Annotated in this window: 18 protein-coding genes; 10 read left to right on the top strand and 8 right to left on the bottom strand. The window is 55.1% G+C overall.

Features of this window, described 5'->3' with window-relative positions; genetic code table 11:
* Positions 1–10: 10 nt before the first annotated feature.
* From uraD to katG, 3 genes are all read left to right on the top strand, one after another.
* On the top strand, positions 11–505 hold the full coding sequence (gene uraD, locus CRO33_RS06910; RefSeq protein WP_097117563.1) for a 2-oxo-4-hydroxy-4-carboxy-5-ureidoimidazoline decarboxylase: 495 nt from the start codon (positions 11–13) through the stop codon (positions 503–505).
* Positions 502–837 (top strand): hydroxyisourate hydrolase, encoded by a 336-nt coding sequence (gene uraH, locus CRO33_RS06905; RefSeq protein ID WP_097117562.1) that lies wholly within the window; start codon positions 502–504, stop codon positions 835–837. The genes uraD and uraH overlap by 4 nt, the downstream gene beginning before the upstream one ends.
* 263 nt (positions 838–1,100) lie before the next feature.
* On the top strand, positions 1,101–3,299 hold the full coding sequence (katG, locus tag CRO33_RS06900; protein ID WP_097117561.1) for a catalase/peroxidase HPI: 2,199 nt from the start codon (positions 1,101–1,103) through the stop codon (positions 3,297–3,299).
* A 41-nt stretch (positions 3,300–3,340) separates the two neighbouring features.
* Here katG and CRO33_RS06895 read toward each other — a convergent pair whose 3' ends face one another.
* Both CRO33_RS06895 and CRO33_RS06890 read right to left on the bottom strand, forming a co-directional pair.
* Positions 3,341–4,114, bottom strand: a complete 774-nt coding sequence (locus CRO33_RS06895; RefSeq protein WP_097117560.1) for an amidohydrolase — start codon at positions 4,112–4,114, stop codon at positions 3,341–3,343.
* Positions 4,102–5,262, bottom strand: coding sequence for a pyridoxal phosphate-dependent aminotransferase (locus tag CRO33_RS06890; RefSeq protein WP_097117559.1), 1,161 nt, complete (start codon positions 5,260–5,262; stop codon positions 4,102–4,104). Before CRO33_RS06890 ends, CRO33_RS06895 begins: the two co-directional genes overlap by 13 nt.
* Positions 5,263–5,392: 130 nt before the next feature.
* Here CRO33_RS06890 and CRO33_RS06885 point away from each other — a divergent pair, with 130 nt between their 5' ends.
* Genes CRO33_RS06885 through CRO33_RS06875 form a run of 3 tightly spaced genes read left to right on the top strand, consistent with a single transcriptional unit; the run spans position 5,393 to position 7,231 of the window.
* Positions 5,393–6,007 carry a methylthioribulose 1-phosphate dehydratase gene (locus tag CRO33_RS06885; RefSeq protein WP_097117558.1) on the top strand — a complete coding sequence of 205 codons (615 nt, stop codon included), beginning with the start codon at positions 5,393–5,395 and terminating at the stop codon, positions 6,005–6,007.
* Positions 6,004–6,687 carry an acireductone synthase gene (gene mtnC, locus CRO33_RS06880; RefSeq protein ID WP_034825368.1) on the top strand — a complete coding sequence of 228 codons (684 nt, stop codon included), beginning with the start codon at positions 6,004–6,006 and terminating at the stop codon, positions 6,685–6,687. The genes CRO33_RS06885 and mtnC overlap by 4 nt, the downstream gene beginning before the upstream one ends.
* A 1-nt stretch (position 6,688) precedes the next feature.
* Positions 6,689–7,231, top strand: a complete 543-nt coding sequence (locus tag CRO33_RS06875) for a 1,2-dihydroxy-3-keto-5-methylthiopentene dioxygenase (protein WP_097117557.1) — start codon at positions 6,689–6,691, stop codon at positions 7,229–7,231.
* Between the two features lie 168 nt (positions 7,232–7,399).
* On the opposite strand, the gene mtnA is transcribed toward CRO33_RS06875, so the two are convergent.
* Positions 7,400–8,419, bottom strand: coding sequence for an S-methyl-5-thioribose-1-phosphate isomerase (mtnA, locus tag CRO33_RS06870; RefSeq protein ID WP_097117556.1), 1,020 nt, complete (start codon positions 8,417–8,419; stop codon positions 7,400–7,402).
* A gap of 105 nt (positions 8,420–8,524) precedes the next feature.
* Here mtnA and mtnK point away from each other — a divergent pair, with 105 nt between their 5' ends.
* A complete protein-coding gene (gene mtnK / locus CRO33_RS06865; protein WP_097117555.1) occupies positions 8,525–9,724 on the top strand; it encodes an S-methyl-5-thioribose kinase in 1,200 nt (399 codons plus the stop codon).
* A 124-nt stretch (positions 9,725–9,848) separates the two neighbouring features.
* Here mtnK and fadE read toward each other — a convergent pair whose 3' ends face one another.
* Positions 9,849–12,293, bottom strand: coding sequence for an acyl-CoA dehydrogenase FadE (fadE, locus tag CRO33_RS06860; protein ID WP_097117554.1), 2,445 nt, complete (start codon positions 12,291–12,293; stop codon positions 9,849–9,851).
* Between the two features lie 243 nt (positions 12,294–12,536).
* On the opposite strand from fadE, the gene lpcA reads away from it, so the two are divergent.
* The gene (gene lpcA / locus CRO33_RS06855) at positions 12,537–13,115 is read left to right on the top strand and encodes a D-sedoheptulose 7-phosphate isomerase (RefSeq protein WP_034825351.1); all 579 of its coding nucleotides are present in this window, start codon (positions 12,537–12,539) and stop codon (positions 13,113–13,115) included.
* A 49-nt stretch (positions 13,116–13,164) separates the two neighbouring features.
* Positions 13,165–13,932 carry a class II glutamine amidotransferase gene (locus CRO33_RS06850; protein WP_058961548.1) on the top strand — a complete coding sequence of 256 codons (768 nt, stop codon included), beginning with the start codon at positions 13,165–13,167 and terminating at the stop codon, positions 13,930–13,932.
* Here the strand turns inward: CRO33_RS06850 and dpaA are convergent.
* Positions 13,903–14,646 (bottom strand): peptidoglycan meso-diaminopimelic acid protein amidase, encoded by a 744-nt coding sequence (gene dpaA, locus CRO33_RS06845; protein WP_058961547.1) that lies wholly within the window; start codon positions 14,644–14,646, stop codon positions 13,903–13,905. The genes CRO33_RS06850 and dpaA overlap by 30 nt on opposite strands.
* A gap of 243 nt (positions 14,647–14,889) precedes the next feature.
* On the opposite strand from dpaA, the gene dinB reads away from it, so the two are divergent.
* Positions 14,890–15,945, top strand: coding sequence for a DNA polymerase IV (dinB, locus tag CRO33_RS06840; RefSeq protein ID WP_097117553.1), 1,056 nt, complete (start codon positions 14,890–14,892; stop codon positions 15,943–15,945).
* 73 nt (positions 15,946–16,018) lie between these two features.
* On the opposite strand, the gene CRO33_RS06835 is transcribed toward dinB, so the two are convergent.
* From CRO33_RS06835 to CRO33_RS06825, 3 genes are read right to left on the bottom strand one after another with little or no spacing between them, the layout of a single operon-like run.
* Positions 16,019–17,089, bottom strand: a complete 1,071-nt coding sequence (locus CRO33_RS06835; protein WP_034825344.1) for a sugar ABC transporter substrate-binding protein — start codon at positions 17,087–17,089, stop codon at positions 16,019–16,021.
* 27 nt (positions 17,090–17,116) lie between these two features.
* Complete coding sequence (locus CRO33_RS06830) at positions 17,117–18,115, bottom strand: ABC transporter permease (RefSeq protein ID WP_097117552.1); 999 nt, start codon at positions 18,113–18,115, stop codon at positions 17,117–17,119.
* Positions 18,112–19,617: a sugar ABC transporter ATP-binding protein gene (locus CRO33_RS06825; RefSeq protein ID WP_097117551.1), complete on the bottom strand. Its 1,506-nt coding sequence runs from the start codon at positions 19,615–19,617 to the stop codon at positions 18,112–18,114. Before CRO33_RS06825 ends, CRO33_RS06830 begins: the two co-directional genes overlap by 4 nt.
* Positions 19,618–19,865: the final 248 nt, after the last annotated feature.

Here is a 19,865-nt window from a genome sequence, read left to right as displayed (position 1 = left end):
GAGCCGTTGCATGGAGTTAGCGGTGTTTAACGATGCCACGCCCAATGAGGCACACACAGCGATAGCCCACTGCGTGGCAATTCCTGACTGGCAGCAGGCGCTGGTGGCCGCACGGCCTTTTGCGGATGTGGAAGCGCTCTATACGACCGCCGAAACACTGGCAAAGCGCTGGCAAGGTGCCGAACTGGAACAAGCATTACACGCTCACCCCCGTATTGGTGAAAAAGCCGCGGGCGCGGGCAAAGAGGCAGTATTGTCACGCAATGAGCAGTCGGCGATGCAGCAGGCCGATGGCGCGCTGCAATTTGCCATGCTGGCGGGCAATCAATCCTATGAAAAGCGCTTCAACCGGGTGTTTTTGATTCGTGCCAAAGGGCGGAGTGGCGAGGAGATGCTGGCGGAATTGCAGCGCAGGCTCAACAATGATGCAGAGACAGAGCAGCAGGAAGCGCTGACGCAACTGCGTGAAATCACCCTGTTACGGCTTAAGGAGAGCATTGTATGAGCACCATTACCACTCACATTCTGGATACCGCGCTGGGTAAACCCGCTATCGGCGTGGCCATATCCCTGGAGCAGAACAGCCCGGAAGGCTGGTTGCCGATAGCGGAGGGGGAAACCGATAGCGATGGCCGTATTAAAGATTTAACGCCCGAGCCGTTAGCACCGGGCCATTATCGATTGACCGCAGAGATCGGTGACTATTTCGCTGCTGACGGACGCGATGCGCTGTACGTCAGTGCACAGATTGATTTTGTGATTGGTTCGGCGGGCAGCCATTATCATCTGCCGTTTCTGATCTCACCGTGGTCGTGGTCAACCTATCGCGGCAGCTAATTTTGTCACGGCCACCCTAAATGGCGACCCTGCAACACTCCAGTGACTGCAGGGTGCGCATTTAGGGACAACTGGCTGCAAACGACACCTGTTTTAGTGACGAAATTATGCGCAGCTGACGATAAAGCCCTACTTTATGTGCGCCATGTCACACGCTGCGCTTGAAAGACAGAAACTATCAAAACCTTCGGTTCATCCAAATATATTCTTTCACAAGGTACGGTTATCTTTACCGGACAATGTGAAGCAAACGGAGCCGAAAAATGAGCACGCACGACAATAACGATAATGCAGCAGCGTCAGGTAAGTGCCCCTTTCATCACGGGGCGTCTGAAGAAAAAAGCGTACTGGCACGTGGCGCGGGGAGCGGAACAACCAACCGCGACTGGTGGCCAAATATGTTACGTGTCGACCTGTTAAATCAGCACTCCAACCGTTCCAATCCTCTCAGTGAAAACTTCAACTACCGCGACGAGTTCAGCAAGCTGGATTACCCGGCGTTAAAAGCGGATATCCGCGCTATTCTGACCGACTCTCAATCCTGGTGGCCAGCCGACTGGGGCAGCTATATTGGGCTGTTCATTCGCATGGCGTGGCACAGTGCCGGTACTTACCGCACCGTGGATGGTCGTGGCGGTTCCGGCCGTGGGCAGCAGCGTTTCGCGCCGCTTAACTCCTGGCCAGACAACGTTAGCCTCGATAAAGCACGTCGCCTGCTGTGGCCGGTAAAACAGAAATACGGTCAGAAAATTTCCTGGGCCGACCTCTATATTCTGGCGGGTAACGTCTCGCTGGAAAATGCCGGCTTCCGCACCTTTGGTTTTGGTGCCGGACGTGAAGACGTGTGGGAACCGGATCTGGATGTGGATTGGGGTAACGAAACTGAATGGCTGGCGCATCGCCACCCAGAAAGTCTTGCCAATGCGCCGGTGGGTGCCACCGAAATGGGCCTGATCTACGTCAACCCGGAAGGCCCGGAAGCCAGCGGCGATCCGAAATCAGCGGCACCAGCGATTCGCGCCACCTTCGGCAATATGGGCATGAACGATGAAGAGATCGTCGCGCTGATTGCCGGTGGTCATACATTGGGTAAAACCCACGGTGCGGCTGCCGCCAGCCACGTGGGTGTTGATCCAGAAGCCTCGCCAATTGAAGCGCAGGGCCTCGGCTGGAGCAGCAGCTACGGCAGCGGTGCCGGTGCGGATGCGATTACCTCCGGTCTGGAAGTGGTGTGGACGCAGACGCCTACCCAGTGGAGCAACTACTTCTTCGAGAACCTGTTCAAATACGAATGGGTACAGACACACAGCCCAGCAGGCGCGATCCAGTTCGAAGCGGTGGATGCGGAAGCGATCATTCCAGACCCGTTCGATCCCGAGAAAAAGCGCAAGCCCACCATGCTGGTGACCGATCTGACGCTGCGTTTTGACGAAGAGTTCGGCAAGATCTCCCGCCGTTTCCTCAACGATCCACAGGCGTTCAATGAAGCCTTTGCCCGTGCCTGGTTCAAACTGACCCACCGCGATATGGGGCCAAAAGCGCGTTACATCGGCCCGGAAGTGCCAAAAGAAGATCTGATCTGGCAGGACCCGTTGCCTGCCGCGATCCACCAGCCAACCGTTGATGAGATCACCGATCTGAAAGCGAAGATTGCTGCTTCCGGTCTCAGCGCCAGCCAACTGGTCTCTGCTGCCTGGGCATCTGCTTCCACTTTCCGTGGCGGTGACAAACGTGGCGGGGCCAACGGTGCACGTCTGGCACTGGCACCGCAAAACGGTTGGGCGGTGAACGCCAGCGTGATTCACGATGTGCTGCCAACCCTGCAAAAAATTCAGCAGGAGTCTGGTAAAGCGTCGCTGGCGGATGTGATCGTTCTGGCCGGCAGTGTGGGTATTGAAATGGCTGCTGCAGCGGCGGGTGTGGCGGTGCAAGTACCGTTTACACCGGGCCGTGTCGATGCGCGTCAGGACCAAACTGAGGTGGAGTCATTTGACGTGCTGCAACCGCTGGCCGATGGTTTCCGTAACTATCGTCGTATCGCAGGTGGCTCATCCACCGAAACCCTGCTGCTGGATAAAGCACAGCAGCTGACGCTGAGCGCACCGGAATTAACCGTGCTGCTGGGCGGTTTGCGTGTGCTGGGCACCAACTTCGACGGCGGTCAGCATGGCGTGTTCACCGATCGTGTTGGCGTATTGAGCAATGACTTCTTCGTCAACCTGCTGGATATGCGCACCGCATGGCGCGCCACCGATGAGAGCGCCGAGCTGTTCGAAGGCCGCGATCGTGTCAGCGGTGAAGTGAAATACAGCGCCACCCGTGCCGATCTGGTGTTTGGTTCCAATGCTATCCTGCGCGCACTGGCTGAAGTCTATGCCAGCAGCGATGCCAAACAGAAGTTCGTCAATGACTTCGTGGCAGCCTGGACCAAAGTGATGAATCTGGATCGCTTCGATCTGTAATCAACTTGTGATAAATAAAACCCCGGAAAACCGGGGTTTTTTTATGACTTCAATGTATAGCCATCGGCATCTCGCCACGCCGGGAAGCGTTCGCGATAGGCTTGCAGATCGTCCAGCGACAATTCCGCATCGAGACGGGCGCGGGCAAAAGGCTCGCCTGCGGCCAGAATCTCGCCCAATGGCGAAATAATCCGACTGTCCCCGCTGTACTGATGGCTGTTGCCATCGCTACCGACGCGGTTGCAACCGGCAATGTACGCCTGGTTTTCAATCGCACGCGCTAACAGCAGTGACTGCCAGTGCAGCGCACGTGGTGCTGGCCAGTTGGCAACGTACAGCGCCAGATCGTAATCATTGTGATTGCGAGAGAACACCGGGAAACGCAGGTCGTAGCAAATCTGTGGCAGAATACGCCAGCCGCGCCAGGTGAACACTTCTCGCGTATCACCCGCAACGTAATGCTGATGTTCATTGGCCATGCGGAACAGATGACGTTTGTCGTATTGGTGCACGGTGCCATTCGGTTCAACCAGCAGAAAACGGTTCACGGCGCCTTTTTCAGTCTGGATGGCTGCGCTGCCACCGACCAGCGCATTGCTGGTTTTCGCATGGCTGTGCAGCCATTCAATGACCTGTTGCTGCGGCAGCGAACTCTCTGCTGCTTCCATGGCAAAACCCGTGGTGAACATTTCGGGCAGCAGAATCAGATCGCGACCTTCAATGCCTTTCAATACGCCATCGAAGTGATGAAGGTTGGCTTCGCCGTCCATCCAGCTCAGGGTTTCCTGCAGAACGGTAATTTTTAAAGCTGACATAAGCGCTCCGCAGCGGCGATAAGTGTCGCGGGTTGTTTGGCAAAGCACAGGCGAATCAGCTTGTGCGGGAACGGATCGGCACAGAATACCGACAGCGGAATGGCTGCCACGCCGACTTCTTTGGTTAGCCATTGGCAGAAACTGACGTCATCCAGATCGGAAATGGCGCTGTAATCCAGCAGCACAAAGTAAGTGCCTTCGCACGGCAACACCTTGAAGCGGCTACCCGACAATGCATCAACCAGACAATCGCGGCGTTCGCGATAGAAGGCCGGCAGGTCACGATAGTGTTCCGGCTCCTGACGCAGCATATCGGCAATCGCCAGCTGCGCCGGGGTATTAACCGAAAACGTCAGATACTGGTGTACTTTACGGATTTCGGCGCTGATCGCTGCTGGTGCAACACAGTAGCCCACTTTCCATCCGGTCATATGGAAGGTTTTGCCAAACGAAGAGACGGCAACGGCACGCTGGCGTAACTCGGCATGCGCTAACACGCTGGCGTGGCCCTCTGCATCAAAACAGATGTGTTCGTAGACTTCATCGCTCAACACATAGATTTCCTGCTCAGCGATCGCCTGCCATAACTCGGCATGATCGCTTTTTCGCCACACGGTCGCAGAAGGGTTGTGCGGCGTATTCAGAATGACTAAACGGGTTTTCGCGCTCAGCAAGCTGCGGAATTCACTCCAGTCAACGCGGAATCCCGGTGGCTGCAATGCAATGCGTTTCAGCACGCCGCCGGCCAGTTGCACAGCAGGCGCGTAACTGTCGTAGCTGGGATCGAAGCAGATCACTTCATCGCCCGGACGCACCAGCGCCGTAATCGCGGCATACAGTGCCTCGGTCGCGCCGGCGGTTACAGTGATATCACTGTTAACATCGGGCGTGTGACCGTAAAGCTCAGCAGTTTTATCGGCAATCGCTTCACGCAGGGGTAACACACCGATCATCGGCGCATATTGGTTTGCGCCCTGGCTCACATGATAGGCCAGACGATCCTGTAAATATTGCGGGCCGTCAAAATCCGGAAAACCCTGTGATAAATTGATGGCGTTGAACTGCGCGGCAAGGGCGCTCATTTGCGTGAAAATCGTGGTGCCGAGCGCCGGTAATTTGCTCTCGGGAGTCAGGTTGAGCTGCGTCATTATTTAGTGGCCTTAAGCGCGAATGTCAATGCGGAGAAACCCTGTGTTGCTGCCACTCTACACAGGATGCTAATATTTGGCAATCGAGACGCTTAGACGTCTAAAACAACTGCGGAGCCTCACCTTCACTATGACGGATTTTCTCCCACTGGAACATTTAGTGGCCGCCTGCCACTGGATTGGCGCAAAAGGCTGGGCACCCGCGACGGGCGGAAACATGTCGGTGCGCCAGGATGCCGAATATTGCCTGCTAAGCGCATCAGGTAAAGATAAAGGCAGTTTGACGCGTGATGACTTTATTCAGGTGGAGATCGCGACAAATAGTGTCCCTTCGGGACGTAAACCGTCGGCGGAAACCGGGCTGCATACCCTGATTTATCGTTTGTTCCCACAGGCCAGGGCTGTACTGCATACCCATACGGTGAATTCCACCGTACTGTCGCGTGTAGAGAAGGGCAGTGCGCTGTTGCTGAGCGGCTACGAGATGCAGAAAACCCTCGCGGGTCAGGACACGCATCTCAATACCGTTGCGATTCCCCTGTTTGATAACGATCAGGATATTGAGGCACTGGCGCGGCGCATTGAAGCTTTTGCGGCGGACACGCCGTTGCGGTACGGCTTCCTGTTACGTGGCCATGGCTTGACCTGCTGGGGCAAGGACGTCAACGAAGCGCGCCGCCACCTGGAAGGGCTGGAATTCCTGTTTGAATGTGAACTGCAACGTCGACTGCTGGAGACCCAATGATTCGCGCGATTGTTACTGATATTGAAGGCACCACCAGTGATATTCAGTTTGTGCACAATGTCCTGTTTCCTTATGCACGTCAGCATCTGGCAGCCTTCGTGCGGGATAACCAAACGGATGAGAAGGTGGTTGCGGCGCTAAACGCAGTGCGTGAAGAGTCAGCGGCGCCACAAGCATCGCTGGATGACCTCATCGCCACGCTGATCGGTTTTATTGATGAAGATCGCAAATCGCCGGGGTTGAAAGCGCTGCAAGGGATGATCTGGCGTGCGGGTTATGTTGAAGGTCAGTTCACCGGCCACCTTTATCCCGATGTGCTGCCCGCCTTTGAACGCTGGCAGCAACAAGGGATTGCCCTGTATGTTTATTCCTCGGGATCGGTGCCTGCGCAGAAACTGTTATTTGGCTACAGCGATGAAGGTGATTTAACCTCGCTGTTTAGCGGCTATTTTGATACAGCGGTTGGCGCCAAGCGTGAAACCCAGTCGTATCACAACATCGCCGAACACATTGGCCTGGCACCCTCTTCGTTGCTGTTCCTGTCAGATATCCATCAGGAACTGGATGCCGCGGCACAAGCAGGCTGGCACACATTGCAGTTAATTCGTGGCGAGGCCGATAACGCCAGTCGCCATCATCAGGTAAACGATTTTTCGCAGATTAATCCGGAGTCGATTTAACATGAGTGCACTGACAATTTTTAGCGATACCGAGTCCAGCCAGCCACTGTGGCACAGTACCGATGCCGAGGCGATTCGCGAGCGCCTGAACGCCAAAAACGTTCGCTTTGAGCGTTGGGAAGCGGATCGCGATCTGGGTAACGACCCTGACGCTGAAACGGTGATCAAAGCGTATCAGCACGCGATCGATCGTCTGGTGGCAGAGAAAGGTTATCAGAGCTGGGATGTGCTGAGCATGCGTGCAGACAATCCTAACAAGCAGGCGTTGCGCGAGAAGTTCCTGAATGAACACACGCACAGCGAAGATGAAGTGCGTTTCTTCGTCGAAGGGTCTGGCCTGTTTTGCCTGCATATTGGCAATGAGGTTTACCAGATTTTGTGCGAGAAGAATGATCTGATTTCAGTACCTGAAGGCACGGCACACTGGTTTGATATGGGTTCTGAGCCGCACTTTACCGCGATTCGTATTTTCGATAATCAGGAAGGCTGGATCGCCAACTTTACCGGCGACAAGATTGCGGATGCTTATCCTCGTCTGGCATAACGCGCTGTGCGCTTAAACCTGCATACGAATAAATGGAATCAGCCATTGAAAGGGCACTCTTCAGGGTGCATCTGACAACATAGGGCTCGTCATCATAATGTCGCCATTTATGGCGACTTTTTCATTTCTGGCGCACCGTAAGCACAGGATACGCCATCTGGCGCACCTTTAAGGCTGAAAAATCCCTTCCTTAACCTGCCCTGGCGTCACGACGCCGGTATCCAACACCCAACCGCTAATCAGTGCAGCTGGCGTAACATCAAACGCCGGGTTGTAGACCACCGCATTATCCGGTGCCCACTGCACACCACCAAAACTGCCGGATACGCCGGTGACTTCACTGGCGGCACGCTGCTCAATCGGGATAGCATCGCCGTTCGGGCATTGACGATCCAGCGTGGTGTGCGGCGCCGCCACATAGAACGGAATGCCGTGATAGTGCGCCAGTACCGCCAGGCTGTAGGTGCCGATTTTGTTCGCCACATCGCCGTTGGCGGCAATGCGATCCGCGCCGACCCAAATCGCATCGACCACGCCGCGCGCCATTAAACTTGCAGCCATCGAATCGGTGATCAGCTGGTAGGGAATGTGCAGCTCGCCCAGCTCCCACGCGGTTAAACGACCGCCCTGCAACAGTGGTCGCGTCTCATCCACCCAGACGCTTTTCACCAAACCTTGCTGATGGGCATGCGCAATCACGCCCAGTGCGGTACCCACGCCTGCGGTGGCGAGACCGCCGGTATTACAGTGCGTCAGCAGCTGGCTGCCGGGCTTGACCAGAGCGCTGCCGGCGCGGGCAATGTTGTCACACAGCTGCTTATCTTCTGCCACCAGGCGCAGCGCTTCGGCGCTCAGGGCGTTGACGTGATCGCTCTCCGCCAGCGCAATCTTCATACGATCCAGATTGTTCATCAGGTTGACGGCAGTCGGGCGTGACGCACGCAACACCTCCAGCGCTTCCGCCAATGCCGCGCGGGTGACACCTTGCTCGCCCAACAGCGCCAGCAGCAAGCTGGCTGAAAGGCCAATCAGCGGGGCGCCGCGCACGCGTAGCGCATGGATATGATCAACCAACTGCGTCACAGTGTGCGCAGGCAGCCAGTTTTGTTGTTGTGGCAGCGCTTGCTGGTCGAGGATCCACAGTTGATTATCGCGGACCTCAAGACTGGTGGTACGAAGTGTTTGCATGGTGTGAAATCCCTGTTGCGTTAATAGCGGCTATTGTGCCAACATGCGTGACGGATGTATAGACGTCCAAACGGCTTATTACTATCGAATGTCGAGGAACAGGCAATGTCGCAATACCGTACCTTCACCGCTGCTGATGCGGTGGAATATGCTAAAAAATTTGGCGGTGTGGACGATCCGTCAGCGCTGGTCAGCGCAGAAGAGATCGGCGATGGTAATCTCAACCTGGTGTTCAAGATTTTCGATAACCAGGGACAGAGCCGTGTGGTGGTGAAACAGGCACTGCCTTATGTGCGTTGCGTGGGTGAGTCCTGGCCGTTAACGTTGGATCGCGCGCGCCTCGAAGCGCAGACGCTGGTTGAGCACTATAAACATTGCCCAGAGCACACGGTTAACGTCACCCATTACGATGCCGAACTGGCGGTGATGGTGATGGAAGATCTCTCCAGCCATCGCATCTGGCGCGGCGAGCTGGTGCAAGGTGCTTACTACCCTGAAGCGGGTCGTCAGCTGGGCGAATATCTGGCGCAGACGCTGTTCCATACTTCTGATTTTTTCCTGCATCCTCACAAGAAAAAGGCCGAAGTCGCGCGTTTCATCAACCCGGAAATGTGCGAAATCACCGAAGACCTGTTCTTCAACGATCCCTTTATCGATCACGAGCGTAATAAATACCCGGCGGCACTGGAGCCGCTGGTGGTCAGCCTGCGCACTGACGATGCGCTGAAAATCGCGGTGGCCGGGCTGAAGCACCGCTTCTTTGCGGATGCCGAAGCGCTACTGCATGGCGATGTGCACAGCGGCTCAATCTTCGTGGCCGATGGTAGCCTTAAGGTGATCGATGCGGAGTTTGGCTATTTCGGTCCGATAGGCTTTGATGTCGGCAGCGCGATTGGCAATCTGCTGATTAACTACTGCTGCCTGCCGGGCCTGCTGGCCCCGCGTGAAGCGGCAGAAGGGCGCGAGCGTCGTCTGAGCGATGCGCATGAGGTCTGGACGCAGTTCTCCAGCCGCTTCCTCGAACTGGCACACGCCAACACTTCTGATGTGGCGCTGGCGTATCCGGGCTATGCGGAAGCCTTCCTGCGCAAAGTATGGAGCGACACCATTGGTTATTGCGGCACGGAACTGATTCGTCGCACCGTGGGCATGTCACACGTTGCCGATTTTAAACAGATTGCTGATGATACCATGCGTACCGAATGTATTCGTAGCTGCATCACGCTGGGCCGTACGTTGATTCTCGCGGCAGATCATATTGCGGATGTCGATGCGTTAATTGCGCGTATTCGTCAGGCGGGGTAAGTCAGGCTTCAATCTTATAAGTGCGCCATTCACTACCCGCTTTGGCAGCGGAACCGCTGTATGTATGCGGGATAAGTTATGCCAGGCCCCATTAAAAAAGCCTCCGTCAGGAGGCTTTTTCGTTTTATGCCGCTTCACTGGCGCGTGTGGCGCCTTTATCCTGCGGCTTCGGTGAGGCCAGTGCCTCCGGCACAAACTCATCGACGTTGATGGCTTTGAGACGGCTGGCTTCAGCGCGCGTCAGTACTTTGGCTTCGCTCTCATCAATCCAGCCCTCTTTCAACGCACGCTGTGCCAGCGCATCCAGACGGGTAAACGACAGATGTTTTTTCTGCTGCTGGCAAAGACGTTCATGAATCACTTCCGCTGCCATCACATCCTGCAGCGCCTGCTCCAGTTGGCCTGCTGGATTGTGTTCGCTTGGCGTCAGGTACATGCCACGGCCCAGCCGCGTACGGGTGGCTGACGGCAGTTGCAACAGCTTCGCCAGCTTGTGGTCCAGTTTGTCAGACGGTGCCGGGCAGTGTTTGCCACCGGCGAAAATCACCATGCGCAGCGCGCCTGCCACCAGGCGATTAGGGAAGTTACGCAGCAGGTCATCCATCGCCACCTCAGCCTGATGCAGCGCATCCTGTACGCCCCAGTGCACCAGCGGCAGATCGGCTTCATTGCGGCCTTCGTCGTCAAAGCGTTTCAGGGTGGCAGAAGCGAGGTACATCTGGCTCAGCACATCCCCCAGACGTGCTGAGATACGTTCACGACGTTTCAGGCTGCCGCCTAACACCGCCATCGACACATCTGACAGCAGTGCCAGGTTGGCGCTCAGGCGGTTGAGCTGCTGATAGTAGCGGCGGGTCACGTCGCGGGTTGGCGATGCGCTGGTGCGGCCTCCGGTTAAACCGAGCCACAGACTGCGCACTTTGTTGCTACCGACATGGCCAATATGGCTGAACAAGGCACGGTCAAAGGCCACCAGATCGTTTTTCGCCGCAGCGTTCATCTCTTCCAGCACCCATGGATGGCAGCGAATCGCGCCCTGGCCAAAGATGATCATGCTGCGCGTCAGGATATTGGCGCCTTCCACGGTAATCGCAATCGGTGCGCCCTGATAAGCTCGCGCCAGGAAGTTGTTGTCGCCCAGCATAATGCCTTTACCGCCGGCGATATCCATCGCATCGATAATGGCGCGCTGGCCGCGGTGGGTGCAGTGATATTTCACAATCGCCGACAGCACCGCCGGTTTTTCACCCAGCATAATGCCGCTAGTGATAAGCGTAGCCGCCGCATCCATCACGTAGGCGTTACCGGCAATGCGTGCCAGCGGTTCCTCGATGCCTTCCATTTTACCGATAGAGACTTTGAACTGACGACGGATATGCGCATAAGCACCGGTTGCCAGCGCAATGCTTTTCAGACTACCGGTCGAGTTGGAAGGCAAGGTGATGCCGCGACCGACTGACAGACATTCAACCAGCATACGCCAGCCCTGACCGGCCATCGACGGGCCACCAATGATGAAATCGATCGGCACGAAAATATCTTTACCGCGTGTTGGACCGTTCTGGAACGGCACGTTAAGCGGGAAGTGGCGATGGCCAATCTCTACGCCCGGCGTTTGCGTCGGGATCAGGGCGCAGGTAATGCCCAGCTCTTCAGTCTCACCCAGCAGATGATCGGGATCGGAGAGTTTAAAGGCCAGGCCAAGCACGGTAGCAATCGGTGCCAGCGTAATGTAACGCTTATTCCATGTCAGGCGCATGCCCAGCACTTGCTGGCCTTGCCATTCGCCCATGCACACCACGCCAGTATCCGGAATGGCACCCGCATCCGAACCCGCTTCCGGGCTGGTCAGCGCGAAGCACGGAATTTCATCGCCGCGTGCCAGACGTGGTAAATAGTGATCTTTCTGCTCATCGGTGCCGTAATGCTGCAACAGTTCGCCTGGGCCGAGTGAGTTAGGTACACCCACGGTGATCGCCAGGATACCGGAAACGCCCGCCAGTTTTTGCAAGACGCGCGCCTGAGCATAGGCGGAGAATTCTAGGCCGCCATACTCTTTCTTAATGATCATGGCGAAGAAGCGATGCTGCTTGAGATACGCCCACAGTTCCGGCGGAAGATCGGCCAGTTCGTGAGTGATCTGGAAATCATTCGCCATACGACAGGCTTCTTCGACCGGCCCCTCGAGGAAGGCTTGTTCCTCTTCCGTCAGACGTGGCTGCGGATAGTTGTGCAGTTTCTGCCAGTCTGGCTTGCCACGAAACAGATCGCCTTCCCACCAGGTCGTACCGGCATCAATCGCTTCCTTTTCCGTACGCGACATCGGCGGCATCACTTTCTGGAAGCTGTGCAGCGCAGGTTTGGAGAACATGCTGCGACGCATGGCCGGCAGATTGAAGGGCAGCAGGATAATCGCCAGTGGCAGCAGCAGCCACGGCGTCCACAGGCCTGCAGCGGCCAGCCCGGCGGTCCATAGCAACAGGATTACGCTGCTGAGCCGCAGCGAAACTTGATGGTAAAAGAGGGCGCTAATGACAATCAGCGTCGCGACAATCGAGGCAAGCAACATAATGAACCGCTCCGTAAGTTGTAAGAGGTCTGACCTGTTATAAGGTAAGGTTTAGAGCAGTGGTCGCTTTTTAGCAATCTGTTTACATCGCAATTACAACAGAACTCACAAAATCGCACTCTCTGGACACCAACAGAGCAGGAATGGCAAAGCCCGGGCCTTTTTCCCCGATGCAGGCGCTTTGCGGCTTTGTCCCATTCCGTTAAACTTGCAGAGTAAATCTTTCCTTTAAAGGACATCCCTATGTATCAGGACATTATTCGCTCAGAACTTAATGAAGCAGCCGATACGCTTAATAAATTCCTGAGTGACGAAGCGAACATTCACGCGATTCAGCGCGCGGCAGTCTTGCTGGCAGACAGCTTCAAAGCAGGGGGCAAAGTGCTCTCCTGTGGCAACGGTGGTTCTCACTGTGATGCGATGCACTTTGCTGAAGAACTGACGGGGCGCTACCGTGAAAATCGTCCTGGCTACCCGGCGATTGCCATCTCTGATGTGAGCCACCTTTCCTGCGTCAGCAACGATTTTGGCTATGACCATGTGTTCTCGCGCTATATCGAAGCCGTAGGCCGTGAAGGCGATGTACTGCTGGGCCTGTCCACTTCAGGTAACTCGGCGAACATCATCAAAGCGGTAGAAGCGGCACGCGCCAAAGGGATGAAAGTGATTACCCTGACCGGTAAAGATGGCGGCAAAATGGCAGGCACAGCGGACATCGAAATTCGCGTACCGCATTTTGGCTACGCTGACCGCATTCAGGAGATTCACATTAAAGTGATTCATATCCTGATGCTGCTGATCGAAAAAGAGATGGTTAAGTAATGACGCGTCACTCCTGCTCACGCGGGAGTGCTGACTTAAGGCGGTTGCTATGTGCGAATTGCTCGGGATGAGCGCCAATGTCCCCACGGACATCTGTTTCAGTTTTACCGGTCTGGTGCAGCGTGGCGGCGGAACCGGGCCACATAAAGATGGCTGGGGCATCACTTTCTATGAAGGAAAAGGGTGCCGCACATTCAAAGATCCTCAGCCCAGCTTTAACTCACCGATCGCCCGTTTGGTGCAGGAATACCCGATCAAATCACATTCCGTGGTCGCTCATATCCGCCAGGCGAATCGTGGTGAAGTGTCGCTGGAAAACACCCATCCGTTTACCCGTGAGCTGTGGGGACGTAACTGGACCTACGCGCACAACGGGCAGCTGAAAGGCTACAAACAGCTGGAGACCGGGACTTTCCGACCCGTTGGCGAAACGGACAGTGAGAAAGCGTTTTGCTGGATCCTGCATAAGCTGTCTGAGCGTTATCCGCGCACTCCGGGTAACTGGCCGGCGGTATTTCGCTACATTGCTGAGCTGGCGGCTGAGATGCGCGAGAAGGGCGTGTTTAACATGCTGCTGTCGGACGGTCGATATCTGATGGCGTTCTGCTCGACCAATCTGTATTGGATCACTCGTCGTGCGCCTTTTGGCAAAGCCAAGTTGCTCGATCAGGATGTAGAAATTGATTTTATGCAGCAGACAACCCCGAAGGACGTTGTGACGGTGATTGCGACACAGCCGCTGACAGGAAATGAAACCTGGCACCGAATAGTGCCAGGCGAGTGGGCATTATTTTGCCTGGGTGAGCGCCAGGAATGACTTCGAGGCAGCATCCGGTGTAGAAATCACCGGCGTGCTGTTCACCGCATATTGACCCGTCGTCGTCACATTAACCGTTGGCGGTATGTGGTACTTCTCGAAGTACGCATAACCCGGCTGCAGTTCACGCCAGAAGTTTATGTACGTTGAGTAGCGATGACGCTGCATATTGCTATCGGTCATATGGAACGGATAGATATTGATCTGTACATCCTGCTGACCGTTGCGCAGCGCAGCGTTGACGTAGGTAAAGATCTCGTCCATTGATGCGTTGGTCATGGCGTAGCAGCCAATTGAGACGCAATCACCGTGAATCATCAAATAGTTACCGTCATAGCCTTTATCACGATCGTATTGATTCGGGAAGCCGGTATTAATCGCGCGGTAGAAACGGCTGTCCGGTTTTAACTGGTTCAGCTTAACGTTATAAAACCCCTCCGGACTTTTAAAATCGCCCTGACGACGCTTAGGCCCTAATCCGCCAGAGAAATTACAAATGCGATAGCTGTCCAGCAGACGATATTCATTACCGATTTTGCCGTACAGTTCCAGCGTACGCTCTTCCTTGAAGATCTGAATAAAAACAGGAGTGCCAAGTAATTGTTTCTTTAACTCTTTGCTCACCGGTGCCGACAGTTGCGTTGGCTCTGGTGAAATGGCCCAGCTAAGGACTGGCATAAGAATCATCGCAAGCCACAATGCGATTCTGCCCATTCTGTGTGTACCTTGAAGTGAAGAGAGACGATGACGCTGAGCGTCTTGGTATTGCATTATCGGAAATATCCGCTACCGCAGCGCAACATTAACATTGTCTGAGGTTTAATCAAGACAGTCTCCGTGAAAATGGTGCAATCCTAAAGGGATTACGACCAGAATTTTGTAAACTTTAATTCATCGCTCAACAAATATTGCCGAAGTTTTTTGCTGCTGTATACTTATCCAGTATTCGGAGGGCGTATGCGCAAAATCATTCATGTCGATATGGACTGCTTTTTCGCGGCCGTTGAAATGCGCGACGATCCTTCATTAACGGATATACCTATCGCCATTGGCGGCAGCCGGGTGCAGCGTGGTGTCATCAGCACCGCCAACTATCCCGCGCGCAAATATGGCGTGCGCAGCGCGATGCCGACGGCAATGGCGCTCAAGCTCTGCCCGCATCTGAAATTACTGCCTGGACGCTTCGATGCCTATAAAGAGGCGTCACGCCAGATACGCGATATTTTCTCACGCTACACCCCATTGATTGAGCCCTTATCACTGGATGAAGCGTATCTTGACGTCACCGATAGCGAGCATTGTCAGGGATCAGCGACGCTAATGGCGCAGGCGATACGTGCCGATATCCTGCGCGAAACCGGTTTAACCGCCTCGGCTGGCATTGCGCCGATCAAATTCCTCGCCAAGATCGCCTCCGATTTAAATAAGCCCAACGGGCAATACGTCATTACACCGCAAGTGATGCCGGATTTTTTACTGACGCTACCGTTGAGCAAAATTCCTGGCGTAGGAAAAGTGGCGACCAAAAAACTGGAAGAGATGGGACTGCGCACCTGCGCCGATGTGCAGAGAGCCGATCTCGCCTTGCTGCTGAAGAGATTTGGTAAATTCGGCCGCGTGCTCTGGGAGCGCAGCAACGGCATTGATGAACGCGATGTGGTGGTGGAGCGCGAACGCAAATCGCTCGGTGTCGAACGCACATTGATGGAGGACATCCACAACTGGGAGCAGTGTCTGGCAATCATTGATTACCTCTATGCTGAGCTGGATCGACGGCTGACAAATATCCGTCCCGACAAGCAAATCGCGCGTCAGGGCGTGAAGCTCAAATTTAATGATTTCCAGCAGACCACGCAGGAGCATGTCTGGCCGGTGTTGAACAAGGATGACATGATCGCAGTGGCGCGGCAGGCATGGGATGAAAGGCGTGCCGGGCGCGGCGTGCGGTTGGTGGGATTGCATGTAACGCTGGTGGATCCGCAATTGGAGCGGCAGCTAGTGTTGGGTTGGTAAAACCTTGAGTATGGCCTTGGCTATCATCCTGGCGGCTTGAAGCGCCGCCAGGATGCCCTATTCGGCCACTGAATTACTTCTTGGCGTACTTCGCTTCCAGCGTGGCAAACCACGGCGCAACAAAATCGTTGTTCACACCCCAGCCTGGAATAATCTTGTTCAGGGTTGCTACGTTAATCGCCCCTTGCTGGCTATTCAGCAACTGCTGCGAAATGGAAGACGCTTTAAACTCGTAGCTTGCCGGAGTGGCTTCACCCGCGATTTTATTGGCCACTAAGCGCATATTGACCGCACCGATGGTTTTTGGATCGACCGCGACCGTCTGCACCCATGGGCTGTTCTTCTCATGCATCAACTGCAAGTCCTGGTTGGACACGTCAATACTGTAGATTTTGATTTCAGTACGACCATTCTCTTGTAGCGCTTTATAAGCACCCTGACTGAACGCATCCCACGACGCCCAAATCGCATCTATTTTACCTTTAGGATATTTTGCCAGGATCGCACCCACTTTGTTGGCGGTGTCGCCCTGTACATCGGTAGAAACTGCGCCAATGGATTCCAGCTGATGAATGCCTGGATTCTCTTTCAGCAGTTTCTCATACACCACCTGGCGGCGTTCCTGCGGCGGGAAGCCTGCGACCCACAGTTTGATGATGTTGGCTTTACCATGGAAATCACTGATCAACTGACCCAGTGACGCCTGCGCCAGCGAGGCATCATCCTGCGCAGTGACGGTCACGCCATTGACCGGCGTATTTACCGGGGTATCAAAGACGGACAGTTTGATACCTGCATCGACAATGTGTTGCACCAGAGCGGTGGAGTAGGGTTCTTTGCCGTGAGAGAGAATGATGCCATCGTATTTCTGGCTGATCGCCTGATTAACAAAGTCCTGGAAACGCGCATCATCGCCGTTACTCAGGAAAGTACTGACTTTAAAGCCCAGTTGACGACCTTGCTGAATGGCACCGGCAATAAACTGCGTGGTGTTATCGTCAGACCCCAGGTTACGGATGATGGCGATGCGCACCGGACCTTCGTGATTCGCAATCGCTGCGGGAACCGGGGTAACGGTATCGGCAAAGGCAGCGCTGGCGTTCAGCAGGCTTAAGGCCAGCAGCGAAAGGGTAATTTTTTTCATTAGAATCTCTTTCTCAGTAAACGCGCCTTAGCGGCGCTGAATGTAGGTAATCGCCAGGGCCAGAGCCAGCACCAGGCCTTTGATAATGTCCATGGCGTAATAAGGCACGGACAACATCACCAGCCCGTTCTGCAACACACCCAGAATCACCGCGCCCACCAGCGTACCGAGCGCGTTAGGTTTGCCGGAACCGGCCAGCGAGAAGCCGATCCATGCCGCGGCAACGGCATCCATCAAATATCCACTGCCGGCGTTCACCTGCGAGGAGCCAATACGCGATGCCAGCAGAATGCCGCCTAATCCGGCCAGCAGCGATGCGAGTACATAGGCCAAAACGCGGTAGCGCGTGGTGCGAATACCGGAAAGGCGTGCGGCTTCTGGATTGCCACCCAGCGCGTACATGCGACGGCCATGCTTGGTCAATGACAGTGCCAGTTGTGCCACAATCGTCACTACCAGCATGACGATCACAATGGTCGGCACCTGACCCAACAGACCGAACGCTGCGGGGATAGTGCCCTCCGCCATATCGCCGCTTGGCATCACCATATTCTCGGTAATCGAACCGCCGAAGCTGTAAGTCATCGCCACGCCCTGAATGACAAACAGGGTGGCCAGTGTAGCCAGCATGTCGGGAATGCGCAGAATCACGATCAGGAAGCTGTTTAGCAGCCCCACCAGAGTGCACAGCAGCAGCGTGATGATAATGGCTTCGGTGGTGCCAAAGCCGTGCCAGACAAACAGCGAAATCACCAGCGCATTGGCCAGTGAGGCGGTTGAGCCTACCGACAAATCGAAGCCGCCGATGGTCAGCGAAATCGACACACCAATCGCAATTACCGTGACGATAGCAATCGAACGCAGGATGTTGATGATGTTGGTGGGCTCGAGGAAGCTGTCCGATGCCAGACCAAACCCAGTGATCAGAATCACCACGGTCAGCAACATGCCCCATTTATAGAGAAAATCGAATAGTTTATGACGCAGAGAAACCTGCGGGTTCAGGGATAGTTCTTTGCTGCTCACGCAGGGGTTCCTCCGGTGGAATAAAGCAATAGCATCTCTTCTGTGGCCTGACGACCTTCCATCTCTGCCACAATGCGCCCATCCCAGAGCACACAAATACGGTCACATAAGCCGACCAGTTCGGAAAACTCGCCCGAAGCGTAGATGATGCCTTTGCCTTCACGTGCCAGGCCGTCAATCAGGCTGAACAGATCGGTTTTGGCTTTGATATCGACACCTTTAGTTGGCTCATCAAGAATCAGCACATCGGCGTTGTTGCGCAGCCATTTTCCAATCGCCACTTTTTGCTGATTCCCGCCCGACAGACGACGCAGAATCTGCGCCGGGCCGGTGGTACGCACGTTGAGGCGCTGAATCACCTCTTCGGCCCAGCGCCAGGCCTGACGATGACCGAACAGGCTCCAGCGGGAAAAACTGTTGTCCGCGCTGACGCTCAGGTTCATGCTCACCGGTTCATCAATGAAAATACCCTCTTTACGACGCTCTTCCGGCACCAGCGCCATACGGTTTTCCACCGAATCATGTGGAGAACGCGGTCGCCACGGTTTGCCGTGCAGCTCGCCTTTTTCTACGCGGCTTTTGTTTGCACCAAACAGCGCCTTACACAGCTCGGTTTTCCCTGCACCCGCTAAGCCGGCAATGCCGAGGATTTCGCCTTTGCGCAGATGCAGTGAAATGTCCGCCAGCAGTTGATCATCGTGCAGACCTTCCACCGACAGCAGCAGCGGTTGCTCACTCTGTTCACGGCGAGGTGGATAGACATCGGTCAACTGGTGCCCCAGCATTTTCTCAACAATCTGCTCGCCACTCAGTGCCGCCATCGGGCTGCTTTCAATCAAGCGGCCATCACGCAACACGGTTAAGCGATCGCAGATGGCTTTTAGTTCGTGAATGCGGTGGGAGATAAACACCACGCCAATGCCGTTGCTTTGTAAACGACGCACCACGGTAAACAGACGCTCGCTTTCATGCTGATCCAGCGGCGCGGTCGGTTCATCCAGAATGAGAAAACGGCAGTGATGGGAGAGGGCGCGCGCCAGCAGGATTTGTTGTTTCTCCGCCAGCGAGCAGCGTTCCACCAGACGATTAACATCGATGTTCACTTCCAGCTGATTGAGCAGGGCACGCGCCTGACGGCGGATCTCGCGCCAGCTATAGACATGGCCGGGTTCTGCCAATTGATCGAGCAGGATGTTTTCCGCCACGCTCAACTGCGGTACCAGCGCCACATCCACTTCCTGCTGCACCAAATGAATACCGAGTTTTTTGGCATCGCGCGGTGAACGAATGGAGACCGGCGCATCGTCCAGCAGAATCTCGCCGCTGTAATCACTGTGCGCGCCGGATAGCACTGCCATCAGGGTGGATTTTCCCGCGCCATTGGCTCCGGTCAACGCATGCACCGATCCGCCCTCGGTCAGAAAATCGACCTGGGTCAGTGCGGCAAAACCGCCAAAAGCGATGGAGATATTACGCATCTCCAGGCGGTTAATCGCACTCATGGGGCAGGCCTTTCATTAAGAGAGTGGGTGGCATTTTTTCTGAACCCATAACGCTGGGCAACAAACGAAAGCGCATAAGCTAGCACGAAATCTTATTAGCCATCCAGACATCTGGGCGTAACGGCGTCTAAAACTAGAGAGGGAGTGTGGAGTGGTAGAATGCTGGGGTAATAAGCAGGATTTATAGTGAAATATGCTGCATGTTACTGTCGGTCTCAAAATGGGTTCCGGCAAATATTGCGACCTTA

This window comes from Pantoea sp. GL120224-02 (genome assembly GCF_900215395.1).
Classification (GTDB): Bacteria; Pseudomonadota; Gammaproteobacteria; order Enterobacterales; family Enterobacteriaceae; genus Pantoea; species Pantoea communis.
Note: the sequence above shows the minus strand (reverse complement) of the source record. Positions and strands in the feature narration are given on the sequence as shown.

What these genes read in the sequence shown, in the direction of transcription:
- dpaA (WP_058961547.1), bottom strand. Translation starts at nt 14,646, where the DNA reads ATGGGCAGAATCGCATTGTGGCTTGCGATGATTCTTATGCCAGTCCTT.
- CRO33_RS06895 (WP_097117560.1), bottom strand. Translation starts at nt 4,114, where the DNA reads ATGTCAGCTTTAAAAATTACCGTTCTGCAGGAAACCCTGAGCTGGATG.
- mtnK (WP_097117555.1), top strand. Translation starts at nt 8,525, where the DNA reads ATGTCGCAATACCGTACCTTCACCGCTGCTGATGCGGTGGAATATGCT.
- mtnC (WP_034825368.1), top strand. Translation starts at nt 6,004, where the DNA reads ATGATTCGCGCGATTGTTACTGATATTGAAGGCACCACCAGTGATATT.
- lpcA (WP_034825351.1), top strand. Translation starts at nt 12,537, where the DNA reads ATGTATCAGGACATTATTCGCTCAGAACTTAATGAAGCAGCCGATACG.
- CRO33_RS06890 (WP_097117559.1), bottom strand. Translation starts at nt 5,262, where the DNA reads ATGACGCAGCTCAACCTGACTCCCGAGAGCAAATTACCGGCGCTCGGC.
- CRO33_RS06885 (WP_097117558.1), top strand. Translation starts at nt 5,393, where the DNA reads ATGACGGATTTTCTCCCACTGGAACATTTAGTGGCCGCCTGCCACTGG.
- CRO33_RS06875 (WP_097117557.1), top strand. Translation starts at nt 6,689, where the DNA reads ATGAGTGCACTGACAATTTTTAGCGATACCGAGTCCAGCCAGCCACTG.
- fadE (WP_097117554.1), bottom strand. Translation starts at nt 12,293, where the DNA reads ATGTTGCTTGCCTCGATTGTCGCGACGCTGATTGTCATTAGCGCCCTC.
- CRO33_RS06850 (WP_058961548.1), top strand. Translation starts at nt 13,165, where the DNA reads ATGTGCGAATTGCTCGGGATGAGCGCCAATGTCCCCACGGACATCTGT.
- mtnA (WP_097117556.1), bottom strand. Translation starts at nt 8,419, where the DNA reads ATGCAAACACTTCGTACCACCAGTCTTGAGGTCCGCGATAATCAACTG.
- CRO33_RS06835 (WP_034825344.1), bottom strand. Translation starts at nt 17,089, where the DNA reads ATGAAAAAAATTACCCTTTCGCTGCTGGCCTTAAGCCTGCTGAACGCC.
- uraD (WP_097117563.1), top strand. Translation starts at nt 11, where the DNA reads ATGGAGTTAGCGGTGTTTAACGATGCCACGCCCAATGAGGCACACACA.
- uraH (WP_097117562.1), top strand. Translation starts at nt 502, where the DNA reads ATGAGCACCATTACCACTCACATTCTGGATACCGCGCTGGGTAAACCC.
- CRO33_RS06825 (WP_097117551.1), bottom strand. Translation starts at nt 19,617, where the DNA reads ATGAGTGCGATTAACCGCCTGGAGATGCGTAATATCTCCATCGCTTTT.
- dinB (WP_097117553.1), top strand. Translation starts at nt 14,890, where the DNA reads ATGCGCAAAATCATTCATGTCGATATGGACTGCTTTTTCGCGGCCGTT.
- katG (WP_097117561.1), top strand. Translation starts at nt 1,101, where the DNA reads ATGAGCACGCACGACAATAACGATAATGCAGCAGCGTCAGGTAAGTGC.